Source organism: Gammaproteobacteria bacterium (assembly GCA_032250735.1).
Classification (GTDB): domain Bacteria; phylum Pseudomonadota; class Gammaproteobacteria; order SZUA-152; family SZUA-152; genus SZUA-152.
Window position 1 is genome coordinate 24,200 of the sequence record JAVVEP010000023.1, and the last position, 23,722, is coordinate 47,921.

At 60.3% G+C, this 23,722-nt stretch carries 17 protein-coding genes; 13 read left to right on the forward strand and 4 right to left on the reverse strand.

The window, feature by feature from the left end; all coding sequences use genetic code 11:
• Positions 1–96 precede the first annotated feature (96 nt).
• The 3 genes from RRB22_12270 (at position 97) to RRB22_12280 (ending at position 4,767) form a co-directional block, all read left to right on the forward strand.
• Positions 97–3,282, forward strand: a complete 3,186-nt coding sequence (locus tag RRB22_12270; GenBank protein ID MDT8385180.1) for an efflux RND transporter permease subunit — start codon at positions 97–99, stop codon at positions 3,280–3,282.
• A 174-nt stretch (positions 3,283–3,456) separates the two neighbouring features.
• Positions 3,457–4,365, forward strand: a complete 909-nt coding sequence (locus RRB22_12275; protein MDT8385181.1) for a selenium metabolism-associated LysR family transcriptional regulator — start codon at positions 3,457–3,459, stop codon at positions 4,363–4,365.
• 30 nt (positions 4,366–4,395) lie between these two features.
• Complete coding sequence (locus tag RRB22_12280; protein ID MDT8385182.1) at positions 4,396–4,767, forward strand: Crp/Fnr family transcriptional regulator; 372 nt, start codon at positions 4,396–4,398, stop codon at positions 4,765–4,767.
• A 19-nt stretch (positions 4,768–4,786) separates the two neighbouring features.
• Here RRB22_12280 and RRB22_12285 read toward each other — a convergent pair whose 3' ends face one another.
• From RRB22_12285 to RRB22_12295, 3 genes are all read right to left on the reverse strand, one after another.
• Positions 4,787–5,059 (reverse strand): hypothetical protein, encoded by a 273-nt coding sequence (locus tag RRB22_12285; GenBank protein MDT8385183.1) that lies wholly within the window; start codon positions 5,057–5,059, stop codon positions 4,787–4,789.
• 108 nt (positions 5,060–5,167) lie between these two features.
• Positions 5,168–5,635, reverse strand: coding sequence for a peroxiredoxin (locus RRB22_12290; GenBank protein ID MDT8385184.1), 468 nt, complete (start codon positions 5,633–5,635; stop codon positions 5,168–5,170).
• Positions 5,636–5,673: 38 nt separating this feature from the next.
• On the reverse strand, positions 5,674–6,204 hold the full coding sequence (locus tag RRB22_12295; GenBank protein MDT8385185.1) for an ACT domain-containing protein: 531 nt from the start codon (positions 6,202–6,204) through the stop codon (positions 5,674–5,676).
• Between the two features lie 490 nt (positions 6,205–6,694).
• Here RRB22_12295 and dapA point away from each other — a divergent pair, with 490 nt between their 5' ends.
• From dapA to RRB22_12335, 8 genes are all read left to right on the forward strand, one after another.
• Entirely contained in the window at positions 6,695–7,570 is an 876-nt protein-coding gene (dapA, locus tag RRB22_12300; GenBank protein ID MDT8385186.1) for a 4-hydroxy-tetrahydrodipicolinate synthase, read from the forward strand.
• A 265-nt stretch (positions 7,571–7,835) separates the two neighbouring features.
• Positions 7,836–8,981 (forward strand): outer membrane protein assembly factor BamC, encoded by a 1,146-nt coding sequence (bamC, locus tag RRB22_12305; protein ID MDT8385187.1) that lies wholly within the window; start codon positions 7,836–7,838, stop codon positions 8,979–8,981.
• Positions 8,982–9,162: 181 nt separating this feature from the next.
• Positions 9,163–9,921 carry an MBL fold metallo-hydrolase gene (locus RRB22_12310; protein MDT8385188.1) on the forward strand — a complete coding sequence of 253 codons (759 nt, stop codon included), beginning with the start codon at positions 9,163–9,165 and terminating at the stop codon, positions 9,919–9,921.
• A gap of 68 nt (positions 9,922–9,989) precedes the next feature.
• On the forward strand, positions 9,990–10,715 hold the full coding sequence (locus RRB22_12315) for a phosphoribosylaminoimidazolesuccinocarboxamide synthase (protein ID MDT8385189.1): 726 nt from the start codon (positions 9,990–9,992) through the stop codon (positions 10,713–10,715).
• A gap of 247 nt (positions 10,716–10,962) precedes the next feature.
• Complete coding sequence (locus RRB22_12320) at positions 10,963–12,984, forward strand: methyl-accepting chemotaxis protein (protein ID MDT8385190.1); 2,022 nt, start codon at positions 10,963–10,965, stop codon at positions 12,982–12,984.
• Positions 12,985–13,214: 230 nt separating this feature from the next.
• Positions 13,215–17,207: a phosphoribosylformylglycinamidine synthase gene (gene purL, locus RRB22_12325; GenBank protein MDT8385191.1), complete on the forward strand. Its 3,993-nt coding sequence runs from the start codon at positions 13,215–13,217 to the stop codon at positions 17,205–17,207.
• A gap of 115 nt (positions 17,208–17,322) precedes the next feature.
• Positions 17,323–18,282 carry a hypothetical protein gene (locus RRB22_12330; GenBank protein ID MDT8385192.1) on the forward strand — a complete coding sequence of 320 codons (960 nt, stop codon included), beginning with the start codon at positions 17,323–17,325 and terminating at the stop codon, positions 18,280–18,282.
• A 126-nt stretch (positions 18,283–18,408) separates the two neighbouring features.
• Positions 18,409–19,014: a phosphatase PAP2 family protein gene (locus RRB22_12335; protein MDT8385193.1), complete on the forward strand. Its 606-nt coding sequence runs from the start codon at positions 18,409–18,411 to the stop codon at positions 19,012–19,014.
• Positions 19,015–19,022: 8 nt separating this feature from the next.
• Here the strand turns inward: RRB22_12335 and RRB22_12340 are convergent, their stop codons facing one another.
• On the reverse strand, positions 19,023–21,056 hold the full coding sequence (locus RRB22_12340) for a methyl-accepting chemotaxis protein (GenBank protein MDT8385194.1): 2,034 nt from the start codon (positions 21,054–21,056) through the stop codon (positions 19,023–19,025).
• A gap of 190 nt (positions 21,057–21,246) precedes the next feature.
• On the opposite strand from RRB22_12340, the gene RRB22_12345 reads away from it, so the two are divergent.
• Complete coding sequence (locus RRB22_12345) at positions 21,247–22,290, forward strand: MoxR family ATPase (GenBank protein MDT8385195.1); 1,044 nt, start codon at positions 21,247–21,249, stop codon at positions 22,288–22,290.
• A 536-nt stretch (positions 22,291–22,826) separates the two neighbouring features.
• The gene (locus RRB22_12350) at positions 22,827–23,645 is read left to right on the forward strand and encodes a hypothetical protein (protein MDT8385196.1); all 819 of its coding nucleotides are present in this window, start codon (positions 22,827–22,829) and stop codon (positions 23,643–23,645) included.
• The last annotated feature ends 77 nt before the right edge of the window (positions 23,646–23,722 follow it).

Below are 23,722 nucleotides of genomic sequence, written 5' to 3' on the forward strand. Positions count from 1 at the left end.
CCGGTATGTCTGTCCGGCACGCATTCGGGCAGGCATTGAAACAACAACTCAAACAAACAACCAAGCAAAGCTAACCAGCCAGGTGTGAATACAAAAATGGGACTGTCCGGGCGTATCGCGAAAACGTTTCTGCTGTCAGAAATCACCCCCTTGCTGGCCCTGGTCGGCCTGTTGCTGGGTGTGTTTGCCGTACTGGTGACGCCGCGCGAAGAAGAGCCGCAGATCAATGTGACCTTCGCCAATGTGTTCGTTGCCTTTCCCGGCGCCAGCAGCCAGGAAGTCGAGCAGCTGGTCAGCACCCCTGCCGAACAGATCCTGTCGGAGATCTCCGGCATCAAACACGTCTATTCCATCTCCCAGCCGGGGCAGTCGGTGCTGACCGTGCAGTTTGAGGTCGGGGAGGATCGCACCCAGGCCATCGTGCGCCTCTATAACGCCATCTATTCTAACCAGGATTGGTTGCCCAGAAATCTCGGTGTGGCCCAGCCGATCATCAAACCCAAGGGTATTGATGATGTGCCGATCGTGACCCTGACCCTGTGGGATGAGAATGAGGCCATCGGTGGCTACGAGTTGCAGCAGGTGGCGCATGCCATCGAGGCCGAGCTGAAGCGGGTGCCGGGCACGCGTGACATCTACACCATCGGCGGCGCCGACAAGGTGGTCAGGGTGATGCCCGACGCGGCGCGTCTGTCGGCTTACGGTATTGCGCTGGACGATCTGCGCCGCGCCCTGCAGCAGGCCAATCAATCGCAGGCGGCCGGACAGCTGGTGGCCGACAATACAGAGATACCGGTACATGCCGGGCGCTTCCTGGCCAATGCCGATGAGGTCGCCGAGCTGGTGGTGGGGGTGAGCGGGGGACGACCGATCCGCCTGTCCGATGTCGCCCGTATTGCTTATGGCGCGGATCAGCTTGACAGCTATGTCTGGTTAGGTGCCGGCGGCGGCGAATATCCCGCGGTGACCATCGCCATCGCCAAAAAGCCGGGCGTCAATGCCGTGGATGTGGCCAATCAGCTGATCGAGCGCTTCGAGCAACTCAAGGGTACCTTTATTCCGGATGGCATACAGGCCACGGTGACTCGCAATTACGGCGCCACGGCGGATGACAAGGCCAAAAAGCTGATCGGCAAACTGGTGTTCGCGACGGCATTTGTGGTGTTGCTGGTGTTGTTTGCGCTGGGCCTGCGAGAGGCGTTTATCGTCGGCAGCGCCGTGGTCATCACCCTGGCCGCGACCCTGTTCGCCTCCTGGGCCTGGGGCTTTACCATCAACCGGGTGTCGCTGTTCGCGCTGATCTTTTCCATCGGCATCCTGGTGGATGATGCCATTGTGGTGGTGGAGAATATTCATCGCCACATGCAAAAGGGCGCGAAGGATCTGCGCACCGCCATTCCGCTGGCGGTGGATGAGGTTGGCGGCCCCACCATCCTGGCCACCTTTGCGGTGATCGCCGCCCTGCTGCCGATGGCCTTCGTGAGCGGACTGATGGGCCCTTACATGAGTCCGATCCCCATTAATGCCAGCATGGGGATGTTGATCTCGCTGGCGGTGGCCTTTGTGGTGACCCCGTGGATGGCCTACAAGTTTTTGCGCCGTGCGGCCGATGCCGGTGCGCACGCGGAAACGCCTGCCGATGATGGCAGGCTGTTTGTGTTTTTCCGGCGTTACATGGGACCGATGCTGGGCGGCGCCGCCGGGCGCGGGCGTCGCTGGTTATTGTTAGGCGTGATCCTGTTGTTGATCGCCATTTCGGTTGCCTTGCCGGTCTTTAAAGCCGTGGTGCTGAAGATGCTGCCGTTTGACAACAAATCGGAATTTCAGGTGGTGGTGGATATGCCCGAAGGCAGCAGCCTCGAACAGACCGCGCGCGTGCTGCGCGAGATCGGGGCCTATGTGTCGGGCGTGCCGGAGGTGGAAAATTATCAGGCCTACGCGGGCACCGCCTCACCGATCAATTTTAACGGCCTGGTGCGTCAGTATTATCTGCGGCGGGCGGCCAACGTGGGTGATATGCAGGTCAATCTCGCGCCCAAGGATGCGCGCGACCGGCAGAGCCACGAGATCGCCGCAGCGATGCGTGAACCGCTGGCCGCCATCGGCAGGGCCTTTAATGCCAGTGTCAAGGTGGTGGAGGTGCCCCCGGGCCCGCCGGTGCAGTCGCCGCTGGTGGCGGAGATCTATGGCATCGACTATGCCGGGCAGCGGGCCATCGCCAAACAGGTGCGCGGCGTGTTTGACGCCACTCCGGATGTGGTGGATGTGGATGACAGCGTGGAGTCCCCGGCCAGCCGTCTGCTGCTGAGCATCGATCGACCCAAGGCCGCCCTGCTGGGCGTCGCACAGCAGACCATTGTCGCCGACATCGCCACCCTGCTGGGGGGTGAGGATGTCGGTTATCTGCACGGCGCCCAGGTCAAATACCCGGTCCCCATTCGGCTGGCCTTCCCGGTTGCTGAGCAGGCGCACATCGATTCCGTGCTGGCCCTCAAGCTGCGCGCGGAAAACGGCAACCTGGTGCCGATGTCCGAGCTGGTGAGCGTGCGTCGCACCCCGCGCGAGCAGGCGATCTATCACAAGGATCTGTTACCGGTGGTGTTTGTTACCGGTGATCTGGCGGGCGAGCTGGACAGCCCCCTGTACGGGATGTTTGATATCGCCGCTGCGCTGTCCGCGACCGACCTGGAGGGTGTCACCGACGGCACGACGCTGGAACAGAACTTTTTCCGTCAGCCCGCCAACCCTTACCAGTACAGCCTGAAGTGGGATGGCGAATGGCAGATCACCTTTGAGACGTTTCGCGATATGGGCATCGCCTACGGGGTGGGGATTGTGCTGATCTATCTGCTAGTGGTGGCCCAGTTCCGTTCCTATCTGGTGCCGCTGATTATCATGGCGCCGATCCCGCTCACCATCATCGGGGTGATGCCGGGACATGCCCTGTTGGGCGCGCAATACACGGCGACCTCGATGATCGGCATGATCGCCCTGGCCGGTATCATCGTGCGTAACTCCATCTTGCTGGTCGACTTCGTGCAGCAGCAGGTGGCCGAGGGCATCGCCCTGGAAGAGGCCGTGCTGCGCGCCGGGGCGGTGCGCGCCAAACCCATCGTGCTGACCGGGCTGGCGGCCATGCTGGGGGCGCTGTTTATTCTCGATGACCCGATCTTCAGTGGCCTGGCGATTTCGCTGATTTTCGGCATCCTGGTCTCCACGGTGTTGACCCTGGTGGTGATTCCGGTGATGTATTACGCCTTTCACTACCGGGCCGCGCAATAGATGGCGGCGGGCAGATGGGGCGGTGGGTCGGTGAACTCTCTCTACAGAGATATCGCGGCAGCCGATAAATCATGTGAATATTCACATCATCTAAACTAATTGCCGCGGTTTGACGTCGCCTTCCGCAGGGTGGGGCTGTGAGAGTTGCGGTACAGCATGAGGTAGGAACCGACCATGGCTGATCGTAGATTGCATGTATTTTATAGCGTGGCGCGTCTGCTGAGCTTTACCAAGGCCGCCGAAGCGCTACACATGACCCAACCCGCCGTCACCTTTCAGGTGCGTCAGCTCGAAGAACATTTCAACACGCGGTTGTTTGACCGCACCCACAACAAGATCAGCCTCACCGCTGCCGGTGAATGTGTCCTGTCCCGGGCCGAGAAGATCTTTGAGATCTATGACGACCTGGAAAACAGCGTGCGCGAACTCACCGGCGAGATAAGTGGGGTGTTGATCCTCGGCGCGAGCACCACCATTGCCGAATACATGCTGCCGGCGCTGCTGGGCGACTTCAAGGAAAAATACCCCGACGTCAATATCCGTCTCAAGGTCTCCAACACCGACGGTATTGTGTCCATGGTGGAGAACAATGTGATCGACCTGGGGGTGGTAGAGGCCCCGGTGACCAACAAGAACCTGGCGGTGGAACCCTGTCGCACCGATCGGCTGGTGGCGATCACCCCGCCCGGACACAAGCTGGCGAAGGCCGGAAAGATTCCGGTGCAGGCGATTGTGGATTACCCGTTTATCCTGCGCGAGGAGGGTTCGGGTACGCGCGAAGTGATTATGGATTATCTGCGCGAGGCCGGCGTTGACCCTTCCTCTATCGACGTGATTATGGAACTGGGCAGCCTGGAGGCGCTCAAGGGTGCGGTGGAGGCCGGCATCGGCATCAGCATTATCTCGCGGGCCACCCTGGTCAAGGAGATCAAGCTGGGGTCGGTGGCGGTGCTGGAGCTGGATCCGCCCCTGGAGCGGCCCTTCTCGTTTGTCCACCAGAAACACAAGTTCCGCCAGCGGGCCATGGATGAGCTGCTGGATTTTGCCCGCAAGTATTGCGTGACCCATCAGGCCGAAGAGTAGGTTGTCGCAATCGCCCGCCGAGTGATGTAGATGAGTCCGGCCGAAAAGAAGCTCCTGCGACTGTATAAAAAGCTGTCGGCGAGCGAGCGGGAGAACCTGCTGGCCTTCGCCGAGTTTTTGCTGTCGCGGCAGGGCAGTGGCTTGGCGGAACCGATTCCCGAACCCCGGCACATCCCCCGCGCCGAGAATGAAAGCGTGGTGGCCGCGCTGAAACGACTCTCGGCCAGCTATCACATGTTAGACGAGCCGCGGCTGTTGAACGAATCCTCCACCCTGATGACCCAGCATGTGATGCAGGGCCGGGATGTCAATGAGGTGATCGACGATCTGGAGGCGCTGTTTGAGCGGTTTTATCGGCAACTGCTCGATGAGGTCGCCGCCGACGATCGGTCTCCTGACTGAGCGCCTGTCGGAATCCGCGTTACAGCCCGTAGTCCAGCGGGTCAAGCAGGTCGGTGTCGGTGCCCGCCCGCTTTGCCGTTTCGATGGCGCGCAACAGCTGGCTGTGTTCATGCCCCCCATGCCCGGAATGCAGATAGACCTCGGCGGCGTGTAATACCTTTTCCAGTTGCCTGATGCGGTAGTGGTGGTTCAACAGTACCTTGGCGAGATGCTGGGGGTCTTCGCCGTGCTCACGCATGCGCGCGGCCTCTTCAAGTGCCTGTTCCAGTTCCTGCTGAGTGGGGACGCCCATGGTTTGATCCTCTGTCTGGCTTTAAAAATATCCGGAATCGGTAGCCGAAGCGGGAGTCGATCCGCCGCGCTGAAAGCTCCGGTCTGCGGATCGCGGCGGGAGCCCCGGTCAAATCGCCTTGGCGGCCGCCAACACCGCTTCCACGTGACCGGCGACCTTCACCTTGCGCCACTCGGCACGCAGCACGCCCTGGTCGTCGATGAGAAACGTGCTGCGTTCGATGCCCATGAGCTTTTTGCCATACATATTCTTTTCCTTGATGACGTCGAACAGGGCGCAGAGTTTCTCCTCCTGGTCGGACAGCAGCTCAAAGGGAAAGCCCTGTTTGCTCTTGAAGTTTTCGTGGGATCTGATGCTGTCACGCGAGACCCCGAGGACCACGGTGTTGGCGCGTTTGAACTGGTTATAGTGGTCGCGAAAGTCCTGGCCCTCGGTGGTGCAGCCGGGGGTGCTGTCCTTGGGATAAAAGTAGATCACCACCTTTTTGCCCTTGAGTTCGCTGAGCCGGATGTCCTGCTCACCGGTGGCGGGTAGCGCAAAGTCGGGGACCTTTTTTTCGATGCTTGCCTTGCTCATGTCTTTTCCGTTGCTGTCAGATGAATGTTCAGGATCGGTTACGGTTTCGAGGGTTCCATTGTGGCATCCATGTTGAGCGTTTCGCAAAAATCGAAAAACTCGTCACGCAGTCCGGCGATATGCTGGCTGGCCGGAACATTGGCGGTGATCTGCAGGGCAAACATGGGGGTGCCGGTGTGTGCCGCGGCATACTGGGTGGTATTGAGTTCCTGAATATTGATCTTGCGGCTGGAAAAGAAGTGGGCCAGCTGGTGCACGATGCCGGGCTGGTCGATGGAGATCACCTCGATGCTGTAGGGCATCAGGTCGGTGGAGGGCTCGCTCATCTCGGTGCGTTTACAGGTAATACTGAGGCCGAGTGACTCGCTGGCCGTGCTCAGGGCGTCTTCCAGCTTGGTCAGTTCATTCCAGCGGCCGGAGACCATCAGCATGATGGCGAATTCACCGCCCAGCACGCTCATACGGCTGTCGATGATGTTGCAGTGGCAGGCCATGACCGTTTCCGACAATTTGTCGACAATGCCCGGTTTGTCCTCGCCCAGCGCCGTGATGACCAGTAAGCTTTTCATGTAGTGCCTCTTTTCATGTAGTACCTCTTCAATTAAATAGTCGGGTGATGTCCCCGCATCCGCGCTGCGATCGGCCATCGGTGATCCTCTGGGGTGTGATTATCTCTGTTGTTGAACACTATTGTTAGTCCATGCAGGGCCGATTTTGAAGGCCGTTGACCGTGCCGTGCCTGGGTCATGGCTCGGGGCTACCATCGCTAGTGTGGTGCTTCATATGAAGCGTGCATTTAGAAAGCCACTCAAGGCGCGAGTGCACCAACAGTAGGCGCTTTAGGCGACGCGGCAATCGCGCCTTGAGTGGCTTCCCGTAGGGCGAGATAGAGTCTTTAGGGCCCACCTCAAGTCTATCTCGTCTAAATGTGCGGTTTATATGAAGCACCACACTGGCGTCAATGCGGTATAGCTGTTGTCATCAAGGGGGTGGGTCAGTACCATTACGCCTTTGAATCTTGGGCCTCGGATCCTTCCGGCCCGGTCGCGGAGAATTCCCATGTTTCACGGCAGTATGGTGGCCCTGGTCACGCCCATGCAGGCAGATGGCTCGATCGACAATGAGTGCCTGGATCGTCTGGTGGATTTTCACATCGAGAACGGCACGGACGCCATTATCGCGGTCGGCACCACTGGCGAGTCCGCCACCCTGGATGAACACGAGCACTGCGCCACGATTCGCCGCATCGTGGACCATGCCGCCGGACGCGTCCCCGTCATCGCCGGTACCGGCGCCAACTCCACCCGGGAAGCCATTGACCTGACCCGCTGCGCAATGGAGGCGGGCGCCGATGCCTGTCTGCTGGTGACGCCCTATTACAACAAGCCGACTCAGGAAGGGCTTTACCTGCACCATCGCGCGGTGGCCGAGGCGGTCTCGATCCCGCAGATTCTGTATAACGTTCCGGGTCGTACTGCGGTGGACATGCTGCCGGCGACCGTGGAACGGCTGGCCGCGATCAGCAACATCATCGGCATCAAAGAGGCCACCGGCAATCTCGCCCGCGGTCAGGAGATTCTCGACCGCTGCGGTGACCGGCTGGATCTGTACAGCGGCGACGATGCGACAGCGATGGAGCTGATCCTGATGGGCGCCAGGGGCGACATCTCGGTCACCGCCAACGTTGCCCCCCGGGCCATGCACGAGATGTGCGCCGCCGCCCTGCGGGGAGATCGCGCCGAGGCCGAACGCCTCAATGCCGGCTTGATGCCGCTGCACGAGAAGCTGTTTCTCGAGGCCAATCCGATTCCGGTGAAATGGGCCCTGCAGGAGATGGGCCTGATCCCGGGCGGGATCCGTCTGCCGCTCACGCCCCTGGCCGAGTCATGCCGGGAGCCCTTGCGCAAGGCCCTGCAGCAGGCGGGCGTGCTGTAGTATCCGTGCGGGTGTAGCCGTTGCCGCCGTTGGCGGGTAACCCACCGACCCGATTTTTTGAGTAGCCCACTTACTATTGAGTCGCATGAACAGGATGCCTTTCAATCAAGACACGCTGAGAATACATCCGTGTACGCTCGACAGCAGCATCCCTGCTGCTGACGGTCTTGATTGAAGGGCATCCTGTTCATGCGCCTTGTTAGCAAGGTAAGCCAATCAAGTGGCCCACTGTAATTTTACCCGTTCGATTAATGGTGACTCTGTAATGCCGATGTCCTTTCTGTTTCAAAAAAATCTGTTTCAAAAAAGCCGGTTTCAAAAAAGCCTGTCTCCTGCCCTGGGCCGTCTGCTGCTGGTGGGCATCACGACCCTCAGCCTGGGCGCCTGCAGCTGGTTTGCCGGTGATGACCCCGAGGCCGGAGAGGCCCTGGTATTGTCGCCGCTGGAGATTCCGCCCGATCTGGTGACGCCGCAGGGGGATCCCCGTCTGGCGCGGCCCCCGCTGCCCGAGCCGAAGGAGCCGGGCAGCGCGGCGCTCGCCGGCACCGCGCCGGCCGATTGTCAGTGCAGCGAGCCCCCCCGTATCGGCGAGCAGGTCTTGCCGCAGGGCAAGGGCGTGCAACGCATGCGCGAGGGACAACGCCGCTGGCTGATGGTACAGGCCGAGCCGGAACAGGTGTGGCCGCTGGTGCGCGGGTTCCTCGAGATGCGCGGCTATCGCGTACAGCGGGATGAGCCCGCCATCGGTGTGCTGGAGACCGACTGGAAACCGATCGTGGCCGAGGTGGCTGCGGGACAGGAAGACGCCGCCGGCGACCCAGGTCAGGCCAACTGGCGCGAGCGGCTGCGCCTGCGCATCGAGCCCGCCGATCAGGCCGGTCGCACGGAAATCTATCTGAGCCAGCATCTCAGTCAGCGGGTGTCCGACACCGAAGACCCGTCGCCACGCTGGGAGCTGCGTCCGGCCGATCTGGACCGGGCGGTGGAAATGCTCAATCGCCTGGCCCGCTATCTGGCCGCCGAAAATGTGCAGGACGCCGCGCCGCTCACCCCCCTGGCCGCCGAGATCAAGGTGGATGACGGGGGGCACACCGTGTTGCAGCTTGGCGCCGGTTTTGACCTCGCCTGGCGGCGCACCAGCCTGGCGCTGGCGGCGCTGGGGTTCACCATTGAGGATCACGATCGCGCCAGCCGCATCTTCCATGTCTACAATGACCTGCCCTCGGGCCTGAGCGAAGAGGAGCTGAAATTCGGCAAGCCCAAAAGCGCCACGGTGCGTGAGGAATACTGGCTGCATCTGCAGGAGCGCGGTGAGCACGTCCATCTGAGCGTACGCAATAAGGACGGGCAGGTGGATGAGTCGCAGATCGCCCATCACCTGCTGAATCTGTTGCTGGGCCAGTTTCGCTAGGAGCCTGTCGGACTATGGGAATCGTAGCGAGCATGGTGGGAAATCGAGTCCATTTTTTCGATCATTTGAGGAGAATAGTGGGCCTATTTAACGAAAATGATCGGAAAAATGGGCCGATTTCCCATCGGCGCAGTAGATTCTTCCATAGTCCGACAGGCTCCTAGGGTCGCCGGGACTGCGCATGCGCTTTGCGTCCCTCGGCAGCGGTAGTGGCGGCAACGGCACCCTGATCGAGCAGCAGGCGACCTGCGTACTGGTGGACTGCGGTTTCACCATGAAGGAGACGGAGTCGCGGCTGGCAAAACTGGGCCGCTCGGCGCACGATATCAGCGCGATCCTGGTGACCCACGAACACGGCGACCACATCCATGGCGTTGGCGCCCTGGCGCGAAAATACCGGATTCCGGTGTGGGCCACGGGCGGCACCCTGGCCGCGGATCGTCTGGGGGAGCACGTGGTGGTGCATCGCATCTGCAGCCACACGGCGTTTGCCCTTGGCGATATTGAGGTGCAACCCTTTCCCGTGCCGCACGATGCGCGCGAGCCGAGCCAGTTTGTGTTTGGTAACGGCGATAAACGCCTGGGGCTGCTGACCGACGTGGGCAGCCGCACGCCGCACCTGGAGCAACAGCTATCCGGTTGCGATGCGCTGATACTGGAGTGCAATCACGACAGGACCCTGCTGGAAAACGGCGAGTATCCCTTATCGCTCAAGCGCCGGGTGGGCGGGGATCTGGGACACTTGAGCAATGTGCAGGCGGCCGATATTCTGGGCCGTCTCGACACCGCCAGACTGACCCAGCTGATCGCGGCCCATTTGAGCGAAAAACACAACACCCCCGCCCTGGCACAGGCCGCCCTGGCCGGGGTGTTGGGCTGCTCGCCGGACTGGGTGCAGGTGGCGGACCAGCAGGCCGGGTTTGACTGGCGTGATGTCTGAGATATCCGCAGCAACTGAATTATTTGAATCACTCTTTAACTAACCAAGACTAGACAGGCAGGTAGACAATGCAAAAACGTGACGAGCTCTATGCCGGCAAGGCCAAATCCGTCTATACCACCGATGACGCCAACAGGCTGATCCTGCACTATCGCAACGATACCTCGGCCTTTGACGGCGTAAAGATCGAACAGCTGGATCGCAAGGGTGAGGTGAATAACCGCTTCAGCGCCTTCATCATGCAGAAGCTGGAAGCCGCCGGCGTACCGACGCATCACGAAGGCCTGTTGTCGGCGAATGAGTCCCTGGTCAAGCGGCTGGAGATGTTTCCCATCGAGTGCGTGGTGCGCAATATTGCGGCGGGCAGCATCTGCAAGCGGCTGGGGGTGACGGAGGGGATCGACCTCAATCCGCCGACCTTCGAGTTTTTCCTCAAAAACGATGCCCTGCACGACCCGATGATCAACGAATACCACATCCGCTCCTTCGGCTGGGCCGACGATGCGTCCATCGAGAAGATGAAGCAGCTGACGTTCAGGGTCAATGAGGTGCTCAAGAAGCTGTTTGCCGATGCCGGTCTGCTGCTGGTGGATTACAAATTGGAGTTTGGGCGTTTTCAGGGCGAGATCTACCTGGGGGATGAATTCACGCCGGATGGCTGTCGCCTGTGGGATGCCGAGACCCGTAACAAGCTCGATAAGGACCGTTTCCGTCAGGGGCTGGGCGGTGTGGTGGAGGCCTACGAGGAGGTGGCCCACCGCCTGGGCGTCGATCTGGATTCCAATCTGGGCTAATCGCCTCACGCCAGCCTCCCTGCTCAGGCCGCGCCCGCCGCCGGAGCAGGGGGCGGTGGTTGCCTTAGTCGGCGCTCCCGCCGGCCGCTCTTCCCTGTTTCCCTCCCTTTTTCAAAACCCCCCTTCTAAATTCATCCTTATTGTTTCCTAAAGTATTTTTTCCCGACTGCCGATGTGCAGGGTAATCGGGGCTTGACGGGCGAGAGCGCGCCCAGGCCATCATTTACACTCAGGTACGGGGTCGATCGTGAAATTTCTTAATGACTGGTCCATCAAGATAAAAATTAGCGCGGGTTTTGGCCTGATGCAGGCGATTATCGCCATGATCTCGATAAGCGCCCTGGTAAGCCTCGTCTCCGTACAGGAGGAGGTGGCGGTGATCACCACCGAGATCCAGCCGACGGTGCTGCTGGGCAACGAATTCGCGATCAATCTGGAAAAGGCCAACAGCGCGCTGGGGTTCTATCTGCTCAGCAAGGAAGACAGCCACAAACAGGCATACCTGGAGAGCCTGGCCAGGGTCGACCGCATCCTCACCGATTTTCGCGCCATGCCCATGGTGCAGGCCGATGCCGCGATTGCGGCCCAGATCGAGGACATCGCCGGCGGCGTGGAACGGTTTAAGGGTTACCAGGAGCGCATGCTGCATCTGGCCTCGAATAACGCCGACAATATTCCCGCGACCAAATACACCGCCGAGAACCTGAGCCCGCGCGCGCAGCGCCTGCTGCAGTTTGTCAGTGGCATGATCCAGACCGAGAGCGACGAGGAGGCGACGGCCGAGCGCCGCCAGATACTGCTGGCCCTGGGCAAGCTGCGTTACAACTGGACCAACATCATGAATGGCCTGCGGGCCTATCTTGCGTTTCGGCAGCAGTCTGCGCTGGATGAAATCAAGCTCTATCGTGAGAGCCTGGAAAGCACGCTGACCACCATTCAGGGATTTAAGGATGAGCTGACCCTGGATCAGGCCGATGCGATCGAGCAGTTTGTGCCCCTCAAAGACGAGTTCTTTTCCCACCTGGAGAAGGTGATTGCCCTGCACAGCGGCGACGCCTGGCGTACCGATGCCCACCTGATCCGTACCGAGGTCGGCCCCCTGCTGGTCGACATCGACGACAAGGTGAGCCTATTGGTGCATGAGCTGAACGAGCGCATCGGCAAGACCGGCGAACTGCTGTCCGCCGAGGTGAGTTCCACCAATGCCCTGGTGACCACCCTGTTGATTGTGGGTCTGGCGCTGGGAGCGTTGATCTCCTGGGGCATCAAGAAGGTGATCGTGGCACCGTTGCAGGCGGCGCTGGATGCGATGGCCGATATCGTCGGCGGCGAGGGGGACCTGACCCGGCGGCTGGATGACTCCGGCAAGGATGAGATAGGCAAGCTGGCCAATGGATTCAATATGTTCGCCTCGGTGGTGCATCACATTATCAAGGAGGTGCTGGGTTATACCGAGCAATTGACCAAGTCGGCAGACCGCCTGACCGTGGTCACCGAGGAGACCAGCCGCGGTGCCGACCGTCAGCAGGTGCAGACCGATGAGGTGGTGGCGGCCGTCAATGAGCTGGCCGCCACCGGTCAGGAGGTGGCGCGCAATACGGCGGAGGCGGCGGAGGCGGCACAGCACGCCGAGGACGCCTCGGCGGAAGGCCGTGGCGTGGTGGGTCAGACCATCGATGCGATCGAGAGTCTGGCCGATGAGGTGGAGCGCGCCAGCGAGGTGATCAATCGCCTGGGCGCCGACAGCGAGGCCATTGGCGGTGTGCTGGACGTGATACGCGGCATTGCCGAACAGACCAACCTGCTGGCCCTGAATGCAGCGATCGAGGCCGCCCGTGCCGGTGAGCAGGGCCGCGGTTTCGCGGTGGTGGCCGACGAGGTGCGGACCCTGGCGTCGCGCACCCAGGAATCCACCGCCCAGATCCAGACCATGATCGAGCGGCTCCAGTCTGGCACCCGGGAGGCAGTGAGCGTCATGGGCACCAGTAAAGAGCGCGCCAGCTCGACGGTGGAACAGGCGGTGCGGGCGGGTGCCTCGCTGCAGACCATCTCCGACGCGGTGAAGGTGATCAATAACATGAACCTGCAGATCGCCACCGCCGCGGAAGAGCAGAATGCCGTGGCCGAAAATATCAATCAGTCAGTCACCAATATCAGCAGCATCACCGAACAGACCGCCGCCGGCGCGCAGCAGACGGCCTCCGCCAGCAACGAACTCAATACCCTGGCCGAAAAGCTCTCCAGCATGGTCAAGCAATTCAAGGTCTGACCGCCGGAGTGCCGTGTAGGAGGCCAGCCCCCTGGCCGATAGGTTGAGAGAGCCAGGTAGGGTGGGCACGTTTTTTGTGCCCACCCGGTCACTCAGTGCAAGGGCGCAATAACCGAAGGGCATTGCGCCGCATGGCTGTCAGCACCAGGTCTAACCCCAGGGCAACACCCGCCAAAATACAGTATCATTACGGCCTTTTTCACGTCCTCGATCGTTAAACGGGAAGGCCTATGTTTCAGTTACGCGGCACCGCCGCACTCTCAGAATTCCGTCTCAATAAACTACTGGCCGCAGCACGGCTGCATGTCCCGCAACTGGCGTCGGTCAAGACGGCCTTCGTGCACTTCGTGGACCTGCACCTCGCCCTCAGCCCGGAAAAGCAGGCGGTGCTCGAACAGCTGTTGCAGTACGGCCCGGCAACCCCGCCGGCCACGGACGAGATCAGTGCCGAGACGTTGTCGCTATTGGTGGTGCCGCGACCGGGGACCATTTCGCCCTGGTCGTCCAAGGCCACGGATATTGCCCACAATTGCGGGCTGGCGGAGATCCGCCGCATCGAGCGCGGGGTGGCCTATGCCTTTGCCACCGCCGATGGCGGGGGGTTGACCGACCATCAGCTGGCGCAGATCCGGCCCCTGATCCATGACCGCATGGTGGAACAGGCGATGGACAGCTTCGAGGATGCCGAGGCGCTGTTTATACAGGCCGAACCGGCCCCGCTGGCGACGGTGGATATCCTCGGCGGCGGTCGCGCGGCCCTGTTGCGCGCCAACACCGAGCAGGGCCTGGCGCTGGCGGACGATGAGATCGACTATCTGCTGGAGAACTTCACCGCGCTGGGGCGCAATCCCTCGGACGTCGAGCTGATGATGTTCGCCCAGGCCAATTCCGAACACTGCCGCCACAAGATCTTTAATGCCGACTGGATTATCGATGGCACGCCACAGGAACACTCCCTGTTTGGCATGATCCGCAACACCCACCAGCAGCACCCCGAGGGCACCCTGTCCGCCTACAAGGATAACGCGGCGGTGATGACCGGTAGCGCGGGACAGCGGTTTTTCCCGCACGCCCAGACCGGCCAGTACGCGTATCACGCGGAAGATGTGCACATCCTGATGAAGGTCGAGACCCACAATCACCCCACCGCCATTTCACCCTTTCCAGGGGCGGCCACCGGCGCCGGGGGCGAGATCCGCGACGAAGGGGCGACCGGGCGCGGTTCCAAGCCCAAGGCCGGGTTGAGCGGTTTCTCGGTGTCTAACCTGAATTTGCCCGACGCACCGCAGCCCTGGGAAACGGATCACGGTCGGCCGGGGCGGATCGTGTCGGCGCTGGATATCATGCTGGAAGGCCCGATCGGCGCTGCGGCGTTTAATAATGAATTCGGCCGACCCAACATTTGCGGTTATTTCCGCACTTTTGAGGAACGGGTGCCCTCGGCTGGTGGTGGAGAGCCGTCAGCTGGTGGAGAGCCGTCAGCCCATGTAGCGCCGTCGGTGCACACAGATAACGATGGCACCGAGGTGCGCGGTTATCACAAGCCCATCATGCTGGCCGGCGGTCTGGGTAATATTCGTCCCGCCCACGTCGAAAAGAATGACATCCCGCCACGGGCCCAGCTCATCGTGCTCGGCGGCCCGGCGATGCTGATTGGCCTGGGCGGTGGCGCGGCCTCCAGCATGGCCACCGGCGACAGTCACGAAGACCTCGATTTCGCCTCAGTGCAGCGCGGCAATCCGGAAATGGAGCGCCGGGCGCAGGAGGTGATCGATCGCTGCGTGGCGATGGGCGACAACAACCCGCTGATCTCCATTCACGATGTGGGGGCCGGTGGCCTGTCCAATGCGATGCCCGAGATCGTGCACGACTGTGGCCGCGGCGCGCGTTTTGAATTGCGCACCATCCCCAGTGATGACCCGGGCATGTCACCGCGGGAGATCTGGTGTAACGAATCACAGGAACGCTATGTGATGGCGGTCAGCCAGAAACGCATGGCGGAGTTCGAGGCCATCTGCGAACGCGAGCGCTGCCCCTTTGCGGTGATCGGCGAGGCCACCGAGGAAGAGCAGCTGGTGTTGGGGGATGGCTATTTCGACAACACCCCCATCGATATGTCCATGGAGGTGCTGCTGGGCAAGCCGCCGAAGATGTTGCGCGACGTGCATCACAAATCCTTCCACAAGCCGGAATTCGACACCGCCGGTATCGATGTCATGGGCGCGGCCATGCGCGTGTTGCGCCTGCCCGGGGTCGCCGACAAAACCTTTTTGATCACCATTGGTGATCGCACCGTGACCGGGATGGTGGCGCGTGACCAGATGGTCGGCCCCTGGCAGGTGCCGGTGGCGGACGTGGCGGTGACCACCACCGACTTTGTCGGTTACGCCGGCGAGGCCATGGCGATGGGGGAGCGCACCCCGATCGCCCTGCTGAACCATGCCGCCTCGGCACGCATGGCCGTGGGCGAGGCGATTACCAACATCGCCGCCGCGCGTATCGGCCGGCTCAGTGATCTCAAGCTGTCCGCTAACTGGATGTCGGCGGCCGGTCACCCGGGCGAGGATGCGGGGCTGTTTGATGCGGTCAGGGCCGTGGGTATGGAGCTGTGTCCAGCGCTGGGGATTGCGATCCCGGTGGGCAAGGATTCCATGTCGATGAAAACGGTCTGGCAGGATGACGCCGCCGATGGCGGCCAGGAGCGATCGGTGACGGCGCCGATGTCGCTGATCATTACCGCCTTCGCCCCGGTCGTGGATGTGCGCGCCACCCTGACGCCGCAGATGCGCACCGATGGCGACCTGATTCTTATCGACCTGGGCAAGGGCGAAAATCGTCTGGGCGGCTCCGCGTTGGCGCAGGTCTACAAACAGATAGGCCATCACGCGCCGGATGTGGATGATGCCGGCGCCCTCAGCGCGTTTTTTACCGCCATCCAGGAGCTCAATCAGCAGGGCCTGTTGCAGGCCTACCATGACCGCTCGGATGGCGGTCTGCTGGCGACCATCTGTGAAATGGCTTTTGCCGGCGGCAAGGGAGTCAACATCCAGTTAGATGAACTGGGCGATGATCCGGTCGCGGCATTGTTCAATGAAGAGCTGGGTGCAGTGATCCAGGTGCGGCATACCGATACCGATGCCGTGCTGGACTATCTGCATGACTGCGGCCTGGGTAAACACAGTTTTGTGATCGGCGCACCCGCCGATGATAATCGCATCAGCTTCAGCTACGAGGGCGGCGAGGTGCTGGGTGCGGAGCGCATGGAGTTTCGTGCCGCCTGGTCCGAGACCACGCTGCATATGCAGTCGCTACGTGACAATCCCCATTGCGCCCAACAGGAAATGGAGGCCCGGCTGGATGCGCAGGACCCGGGCCTCAACGTGGCCCTGGGTTTTGACCCGGCTGATGTCTCGTTTATGGGCAATAGCGCCGCGCCGATGATTCACGGCGGGGCGCGGCCGCGCATGGCGATTCTGCGTGAGCAGGGTGTGAATGGGCAGATCGAGATGGCCGCGGCATTTGACCGGGCCGGGTTTGACACCATTGATGTGCACATGAGCGACATCATCGCCGGGCGTGTGTCGTTGGCCGATTTCAAGGGCATGGTTGCCTGCGGCGGTTTTTCCTACGGTGACGTGCTGGGGGCTGGTGAGGGCTGGGCGAAATCGGTGCTGTTTAACGCCCGTGCGCGTGACGAGTTCGAGGCCTTTTTCCAGCGCCCCGACAGCTTTGGTCTCGGGGTCTGTAATGGCTGCCAGATGATGTCCAACCTGCATGAGATGATTCCGGGCGCGGAGCACTGGCCACATTTTGAACGTAACCAGTCGGAACAGTTTGAAGGCCGCTTTTCACTGGTGGAGGTGCTGCCCTCTCCCTCGCTGTTCATGACCGGCATGGCCGGTTCTCGCCTACCCATTGCGGTTGCCCACGGTGAGGGGCGCGCGGTGTTTGCCCACGGTGTGCAGCCGGTGCTGGATGCCGGGCTCGCTACCCTGCGTTATGTCGACAACCACGGCCGGGCCACGGAAACCTATCCGGCCAATCCCAACGGCTCGCCCCAGGGGGTGACCGGGCTGACTACCGCTGATGGCCGCTTTACCATCATGATGCCGCACCCGGAGCGGGTGTTTCGCAGTGTGCAGTACTCCTGGTCGCCGCAGGAGTGGGGTGAGGACGGCCCGTGGCTGCGCCTGTTCCGTAATGCGCGGCTGGCGGTGGGCTAAGGTCGGCGCCAGAGCGGCCGCTAGTATGTTTGATCGGTGGGGGTTTAATTGTTGAACAGGATCGTCACCCCAGACGGGTTTAGTCCATAGAGTCCATACGAGGACGCGCGGAATCATGGTGGGTTTTTTCAAGAAGGTGTTCAGTTCGGCTGAGGGCAAAGTCGCAGCCCGGAACAGGGCTGGCGCGGATAACGCGTCGCAGCCCCTGGCGATCGCCAGGCTGATGGAGCTGTTCCGGTATTTTCCGCTTGGCGAGAAGATCCGCTATTTCCCGGAATACCAGGAGAAGGGCGCGCTGGACACCATCGTGCTGGGTTACAGCGTCAACGACCTGCAGATCTTTTCCCCCATCGATATCCGCTGTCAGCAGGACGGTGAGCGCGACGTGTTTCGGCTCATGGTGGAGGGACAGGAACGGCAGGTGCAGACGGTGGACAGTTTCAGTCTGCTGATTCCGGTGAATCAGGACGACGAAAACAAACGCGATTACATGCGTCGTGCCGAGCTGGGTCCGCGTGGTCCGTTTCGGCGGCAGAACATCATCAGCCTGCTGGCCTGCTCAAGGGGCGGCACCCTGAGTCAGGTGGATACCGAGGTGCGCAAGGTATTGTCGCTCACCAGCGGGATCTATGCCGGCCACGATGTGGTGGTGCTGGATGTGCTGCCGGACACCCTGCGCCTGACGGACCAACGACAGCACTATCGGTTGCAGACCGACCTGCCGGCTAGCCTGACGATAAAAGACGGTGAGACGCACGACTGCGTGCTGATGGATTTTTCCGAGGAATCCGCGCAACTCCTGTTTGCCAAACTGGGTGCGGACATCCGGGCGCTGACCGAATACCGGCGTCTGACCCTGAACTTCGATGTCCCGCTGGACGGTCGCGGCAAGTCCTATTCGCTGGATGGCGTGATGTACCGCAGAACGGACAACAGCCTGGTGATGAAGCTGCAGGGGATCTACAACGGGGGCAAGTTGCGCACCATGGGCCTGGTGGATATCCTGGATATCAAGGCCAGCCTGCTGCAGCACCCCGCGACCCAGCAGGCGCTGCAAAACCAGCGCAACGCCTGATCTCTCTTAATCAATCCAGGTCACTTCTGCGTATCCCCGACTGTCTGTACCACCGTGCAGCGTGGTCAGAATAATCGCGCGCCATCTGTTATTCTACGTCGGGTCACCGCACATTAGGGCCAGACCTTGGACGAATATCTACTGCTGTTGCTGAACCAAACGCTCGCCACCCCCTGGCTGGATATTGCGTTTGCCTGGATCTCTCAACACCGCTTTTTTTCGACGCCGCTGTTGCTGCTGGTGCTGGCATTTTTCGCCTGGCGGTTTGGCCGCGATGGCGTCCGCTTCTGGTTGCTGACCATCGCTCTGATCATCCTGGGTGATCAGCTGGGCGGGCTGCTGAAAGACTTCACCGGTCAGTTGCGACCCTGTGCGGCACTGGGCGACACGGTGCGGCAGGTGGATACCCTGTTTGACATCAACTGTAGTCGTCGTCTCAATGGCATGCCGTCCAACCACGCGCTGAATTTTTTCCTGTTCACCGTGTTTACCGGCTACGTGCTGCGTTGGCGTGCCTGGCTGTGGGGCTTCGGGACGGTGGCCATGCTGGTGGCCCTGTCGCGGGTCTATCTGGGCGTGCACTATCCCAGCCAGATTCTGGCGGGCGCGCTATTGGGCGCGGTGCTGGGGCTGTTGACGGGCTGGTGGGGTGTGTCGCGACTGCCGTTACTGCAACGCGTCACGCGCGCCAGTCGTTGCCGGCGTTACACTCAAGCCACGGATTCAGGTTAGACCTAAACCTAAACCTTGAAGCGGGAGATGCGCTCGCGCAGCGCCACCGCCAGCTGATTGAGCCCCTTGGTGCCGAGGAACACGTGCTGCGAGGCGTTTTCCGTGGTTTTTGCCAGCTGGGCGACGTTGGCGATATTCTGGCTGACCACGTTGGCCACCTCGGATTGCTGTTCGGCGGCACGGGCGATGTGATCGCTCATCTCGGTGATGCGCGCCACGGCCTGGGTGATGGCCTCCAGCGAGGTGCCGGCCGTGCTGGTGAGCTGGATCGTGTTGTCGGCGATCTCGCGATTATGCAGCATCTTGGTGACGGCGTTTTCGGCGTCTTGCTGCAGGGTGACGACCTTGTCCTGTATCTCCTGGGTGGACTGCTGGGTGCGCGAGGCCAGGGTGCGTACCTCATCGGCGACCACCGCAAAACCCCGGCCCTGTTCGCCGGCGCGTGCCGCCTCAATGGCGGCATTGAGCGCCAGTAGATTGGTCTGTTCGGCGACGCCGCGGATCACATCGATGACCGAGCTGATGCCCTGGATGTCCTTGCCCAGCTTCTCTATCACATCGGCGGCGGCCTGGGTCTCGTCGGCAAGATCGCCGACGGACTGCAGGGCGTTGGTTACGATGCGCCGGCCTTCGGTGGTTTCCTCATCGGCATTACGCGCGGCATCGGCGGCCAGCTCGGCATTCTGTGCGACTTCCTGCGCGTTCATGGACATCTCTTCCACCGCCGTGGAGATCTGTTCGGTCTCGGCGTTTTGCTTGAGGATGCTGCTTTCCGCATTGGAGGAGGCCGCGGCCATCTCCTGCGAAGAGCTGGAGATCTGGTCTGCCGAATCCAGTACCTGTCCCAGCAGCTCCTGAATATTGGCCGCAAACTGGTTGAAGGCCTTTGCCAGCTGGGCCACCTCATCATCACCACGGCTCTGCAGGCGTTGGGTCAGGTCACCTTCGCCTTCGGCGATGTTGCGCATGGCGGTCACCGCCTGACTCAGGGGTTTGCTGATCAGCTGTGTCGTAATCCAGGCGATGCCGCCACCCACCAACAGACCGATGAATAACAGGCTGGTGACGATGCTAGTGGTCGATTCGGTCTGCTCGATGAGGCTGGCGCTGGTGATCTCAATGTTGCGATGCTGCCGCTCCACCAGCTCGTTCAGCAGGCCATCGATTTCGGCCAGCAGGGGGCCGATCTCGGTGCGCAGCAGAAAGGCATCGGTCCGCGCCTTGGCGCCCTTATGGATCTCTGCCAGGGTATTGGTCTTTTCGCCGTAGCTGGCCACGGACTTGCGTAATTCGGTGATGGCCACTTCCTGCTCGAAGGTCAGCATGTCGTCGTAGCCGGCGATCTTTTCAATCAGGGCCACCGTTCCCTCGTGAAACAGTCTGATGTTAGACAGCACGGCAGGGTCACCGAACATCAGGAAGATACGCACGTTGTTCAACACGTTTGTCCAGGTGTAGCGCAGCTCCTGAATGTCGGTATACAGTAGCTTGCGTTCCTCGCTGGCCTCCTCTTCGGCCTCGGAGAGGATCATGTCGCTCAGGTGTTGCACGATGACGGCGCTGATCGGATTCAGATCCGTCGAGGCATAACCCAGGGCGGCAAAGTTCTCCGTCTGCACCTCGGTCAGTTGAATCATACGGGCTTCATAGGCCTTGAACCGGGCCACGCGTTGCTCGATCTCGGCCAGTGTGGCCTGGGTCTCCACGCTGTCCCTGGCAACCGGTGTGTCTTTCAGCGTCTGTAGTTTTTCATCGATGCCGGCGAGATGGGTGTGATAGCTGGTCTTGTGGGAGTCTTCCTTGGTGAGCAGAAAAAAACCGAGATAGGCGGCGGCCTCCTTCAGCTCGGTCATCAGCGCCATGGACGCGATCAGGGTGGGTTGCACCTCTTCGGTCACCGTGGAGGCCTGGTCCTTGATCTTGGCAAGACTGAACAGTGTGTTGCCGACGACGACTGCCAATATCGTCAGCACAATGGCAAAACCCGCCCATAATTTGTGTGAGATCGAGAGCGTCGCGAAGAATTTATTGATAGCGGCCATAAACATACCCTGATAATCCGTGTCGGTTATCAAGCTATAGCGACAGTTGCGGGCAGAAGTTTACGCCCATCAAGCGTTTACGCTCATTCGCAGGGGGCGCTGCGCCTCCCTTTGGGGGTATTCGGTCCGCCGGGCTTTGTGTCTATCATCATTGCCTATATAAACTATGGGTTTTATTCGAGAGGTTACTATGCGCCCGGCACTCCTTGCCCAGGTTCTGGAGAAAGAATTCGAAAGCACCGTCCATGGCCACCACACCCCGGTGATGCTGTGGGGGCCGCCGGGCGTGGGCAAGTCGCAGATGGTGGCCCAGGTCGCGGAGCGTCATGGGGTGCCGATGATCGATATCCGCCTGTCGCAGATGGAGCCCTCCGACCTGCGGGGTATCCCTTTTCGTCACGGCGAGCGAGTGGAATGGGCCCCGCCGGCCATGCTGCCCGATGCCGAGCGGCATGGCGTGGCGGGCATCCTGTTTCTGGATGAGATCACCTCCGCGCCGCCCACCGTCTCCGCCGCCGCCTACCAGCTGATCCTCGACCGGCGGCTGGGGGAATACCGGGTGCCCGAGGCCTGGGCCATCTTTGCCGCCGGTAATCGGCAGGGCGACCGTGGCGTCACCTATTCCATGCCCGCGCCCCTGGCCAACCGCTTCTCCCATTATGAGGTAGAGACCCACCTCGACGACTGGGCCGCCTGGGCCTACGCCCATGGCATCGACGAGCGGGTGATCGCCTTTCTGCGGTTTCGCCCCGAGCGCCTGTTTGATTTTGACCCGGCCCACAACCCGGTCGCGTTTCCCTCGCCGCGCTCCTGGGAATTCGCCCACCGTGCGGTGCAGAAATTCGCCGATCGTCCCCATCTGATGCAGGGCGGCCTGCAGGCCTGTGTCGGCCCGGCGGCCGGCATCGAACTGCATGCCTTCCTGGAGAGCCTCGACCAGCTACCCGACCTTGACGCCATCGTGCGCGGCGAAGAGGTGGCTGTCCCCACCGAGACCGATCTGCAATATGCGGTGGCCGCCGCCCTGGTGGGGCATGCCATTCGCACCAAAGACACACCCGAGGCCCAGGCGGTACTCGGCCATATCCTCGACTACGCCGCGCGCTTTCCCACCCGCGAAATGGGCGTGATGCTGGTATCGGATATACACCGCGCCATCGGACAAGACCTGTTCGCAGTACCCGCCTTTGCGGCCTGGGCGAATCGCATTGCCGATGTGATGCTGTATGAATAGCCACCCTTCCTGATCCGCCCCGTGCAGGGCGGCTGGCATTACCAAATAGATCTCCCGCAACAAAACAGCCAGGTAGGGTGGGCACGTTTTCTGTGGCCACGCGGAAATGAACTAACTGCCTTCGACTCTGCCCCGAATGACCATTCTGCATCGCTGGAGCCACGCTCCGGTTTATCGCCATGTGCGACAAAAAGGCGCGCACCTCAGGCTCCGCTCAAACAACGGCGAACGCAAAGGCCTATTCATAGTGGCATCCTGCCCGGTGAAATAGAGCCAATGTAGGCGGCATGAGTAATATGCGTCAATGTGAAACATTTCCGCTTGCTGAAAGGGGAATGCAGTCGATGGGTTCGTTGAATATTAGGGAGCCCTGAATAACCGTAACTGGTTGACAGGAAAAGTGATATTTACATTTGCTGAATAGGGCGGAAAAGGTGTATTAATGGTGCAGAAGAAATGGGGGCGCATAATATGCGTCAGAGTGACGTGTTATTCCGCGTCGGGTTAAAGTCCATTCACCGTTAGGCTAAAAAATCATGAACTACAACGCTCAATTTCCACCATCATTTCATTTTCTTCAACAGGAAGCGTACTTACTACGTTCTTGTCTTACTACAGGGCTTACCGAGCTTCGTTCTGCCAACGTCCATAACAAAGGGGCATTTTATTCCGCCCTGTTTAATCTATCGGTAGGTGTAGAGAGGCTACTAAAAGCAATTGTCATAATGGAGCATATGCTTAAAAATAGTCTTTCAGTTCCGACAAAAAAGCAATTGAAAGGCTATGGGCACAATATTACAGACTTGTATGATGAATGCGTAAAAATATCTAATACATATAGCGGCAATTTACCGAGCAGGAACTCATTAGATAATATAAATCAAGAATTGATAGGGCTTCTCAGCGACTTTGCTCAGACTACTCGGTACCATAATCTTGATGCGCTTAGCGCTCAACAATCTGGAAAAGATCCTCTAGAGCATTGGGGTGAAATAATACTATTAATACTTGGGCAAGACGTGCCCGAAAAGCAAAGAAACAAAATCCTTGGAGAAGCAAAATTAATTGCTGATGCAATCAGTGCTATTTCAATAACCATAATGCACGGGCTTGATAAGCAACCTCTTTCAACCGAAGAGGCTTTGGCATTACCAGGGTTACACGATCAAGCCGTTAAATTTGCTGTATATCGAATTATTTGCATACTTTCACCGCTTCGAGACTTGATCTCTACACTCAGTCATGAAGCATACGACTTAGGTTTAGCAGAGCCTCCATTTCCTCAGATGCAAGAATTTCTTGATTGGGTGTGGGATGATCGACAGTATGTTTTGCGGAAAAAGAAATGGCCATAAAAAAGCCGGGAAGACGGAGTCAGGGGAAGACGGGGTCAGTTCTCGCATTGTAACATCTCTCCAGGCGGATTCTAGTT

Bases quoted from the DNA above. Each gene is read 5' to 3' on its own strand.
- dapA (MDT8385186.1), top strand. From the start codon at position 6,695: ATGTTTCACGGCAGTATGGTGGCCCTGGTCACGCCCATGCAGGCAGAT.
- RRB22_12340 (MDT8385194.1), bottom strand. From the start codon at position 21,056: ATGGCCGCTATCAATAAATTCTTCGCGACGCTCTCGATCTCACACAAA.
- RRB22_12275 (MDT8385181.1), top strand. From the start codon at position 3,457: ATGGCTGATCGTAGATTGCATGTATTTTATAGCGTGGCGCGTCTGCTG.
- purL (MDT8385191.1), top strand. From the start codon at position 13,215: ATGTTTCAGTTACGCGGCACCGCCGCACTCTCAGAATTCCGTCTCAAT.
- RRB22_12350 (MDT8385196.1), top strand. From the start codon at position 22,827: ATGAACTACAACGCTCAATTTCCACCATCATTTCATTTTCTTCAACAG.
- RRB22_12280 (MDT8385182.1), top strand. From the start codon at position 4,396: ATGAGTCCGGCCGAAAAGAAGCTCCTGCGACTGTATAAAAAGCTGTCG.
- RRB22_12315 (MDT8385189.1), top strand. From the start codon at position 9,990: ATGCAAAAACGTGACGAGCTCTATGCCGGCAAGGCCAAATCCGTCTAT.
- RRB22_12330 (MDT8385192.1), top strand. From the start codon at position 17,323: ATGGTGGGTTTTTTCAAGAAGGTGTTCAGTTCGGCTGAGGGCAAAGTC.
- RRB22_12290 (MDT8385184.1), bottom strand. From the start codon at position 5,635: ATGAGCAAGGCAAGCATCGAAAAAAAGGTCCCCGACTTTGCGCTACCC.
- bamC (MDT8385187.1), top strand. From the start codon at position 7,836: ATGCCGATGTCCTTTCTGTTTCAAAAAAATCTGTTTCAAAAAAGCCGG.
- RRB22_12295 (MDT8385185.1), bottom strand. From the start codon at position 6,204: ATGAAAAGCTTACTGGTCATCACGGCGCTGGGCGAGGACAAACCGGGC.
- RRB22_12345 (MDT8385195.1), top strand. From the start codon at position 21,247: ATGCGCCCGGCACTCCTTGCCCAGGTTCTGGAGAAAGAATTCGAAAGC.
- RRB22_12270 (MDT8385180.1), top strand. From the start codon at position 97: ATGGGACTGTCCGGGCGTATCGCGAAAACGTTTCTGCTGTCAGAAATC.
- RRB22_12285 (MDT8385183.1), bottom strand. From the start codon at position 5,059: ATGGGCGTCCCCACTCAGCAGGAACTGGAACAGGCACTTGAAGAGGCC.
- RRB22_12310 (MDT8385188.1), top strand. From the start codon at position 9,163: ATGCGCTTTGCGTCCCTCGGCAGCGGTAGTGGCGGCAACGGCACCCTG.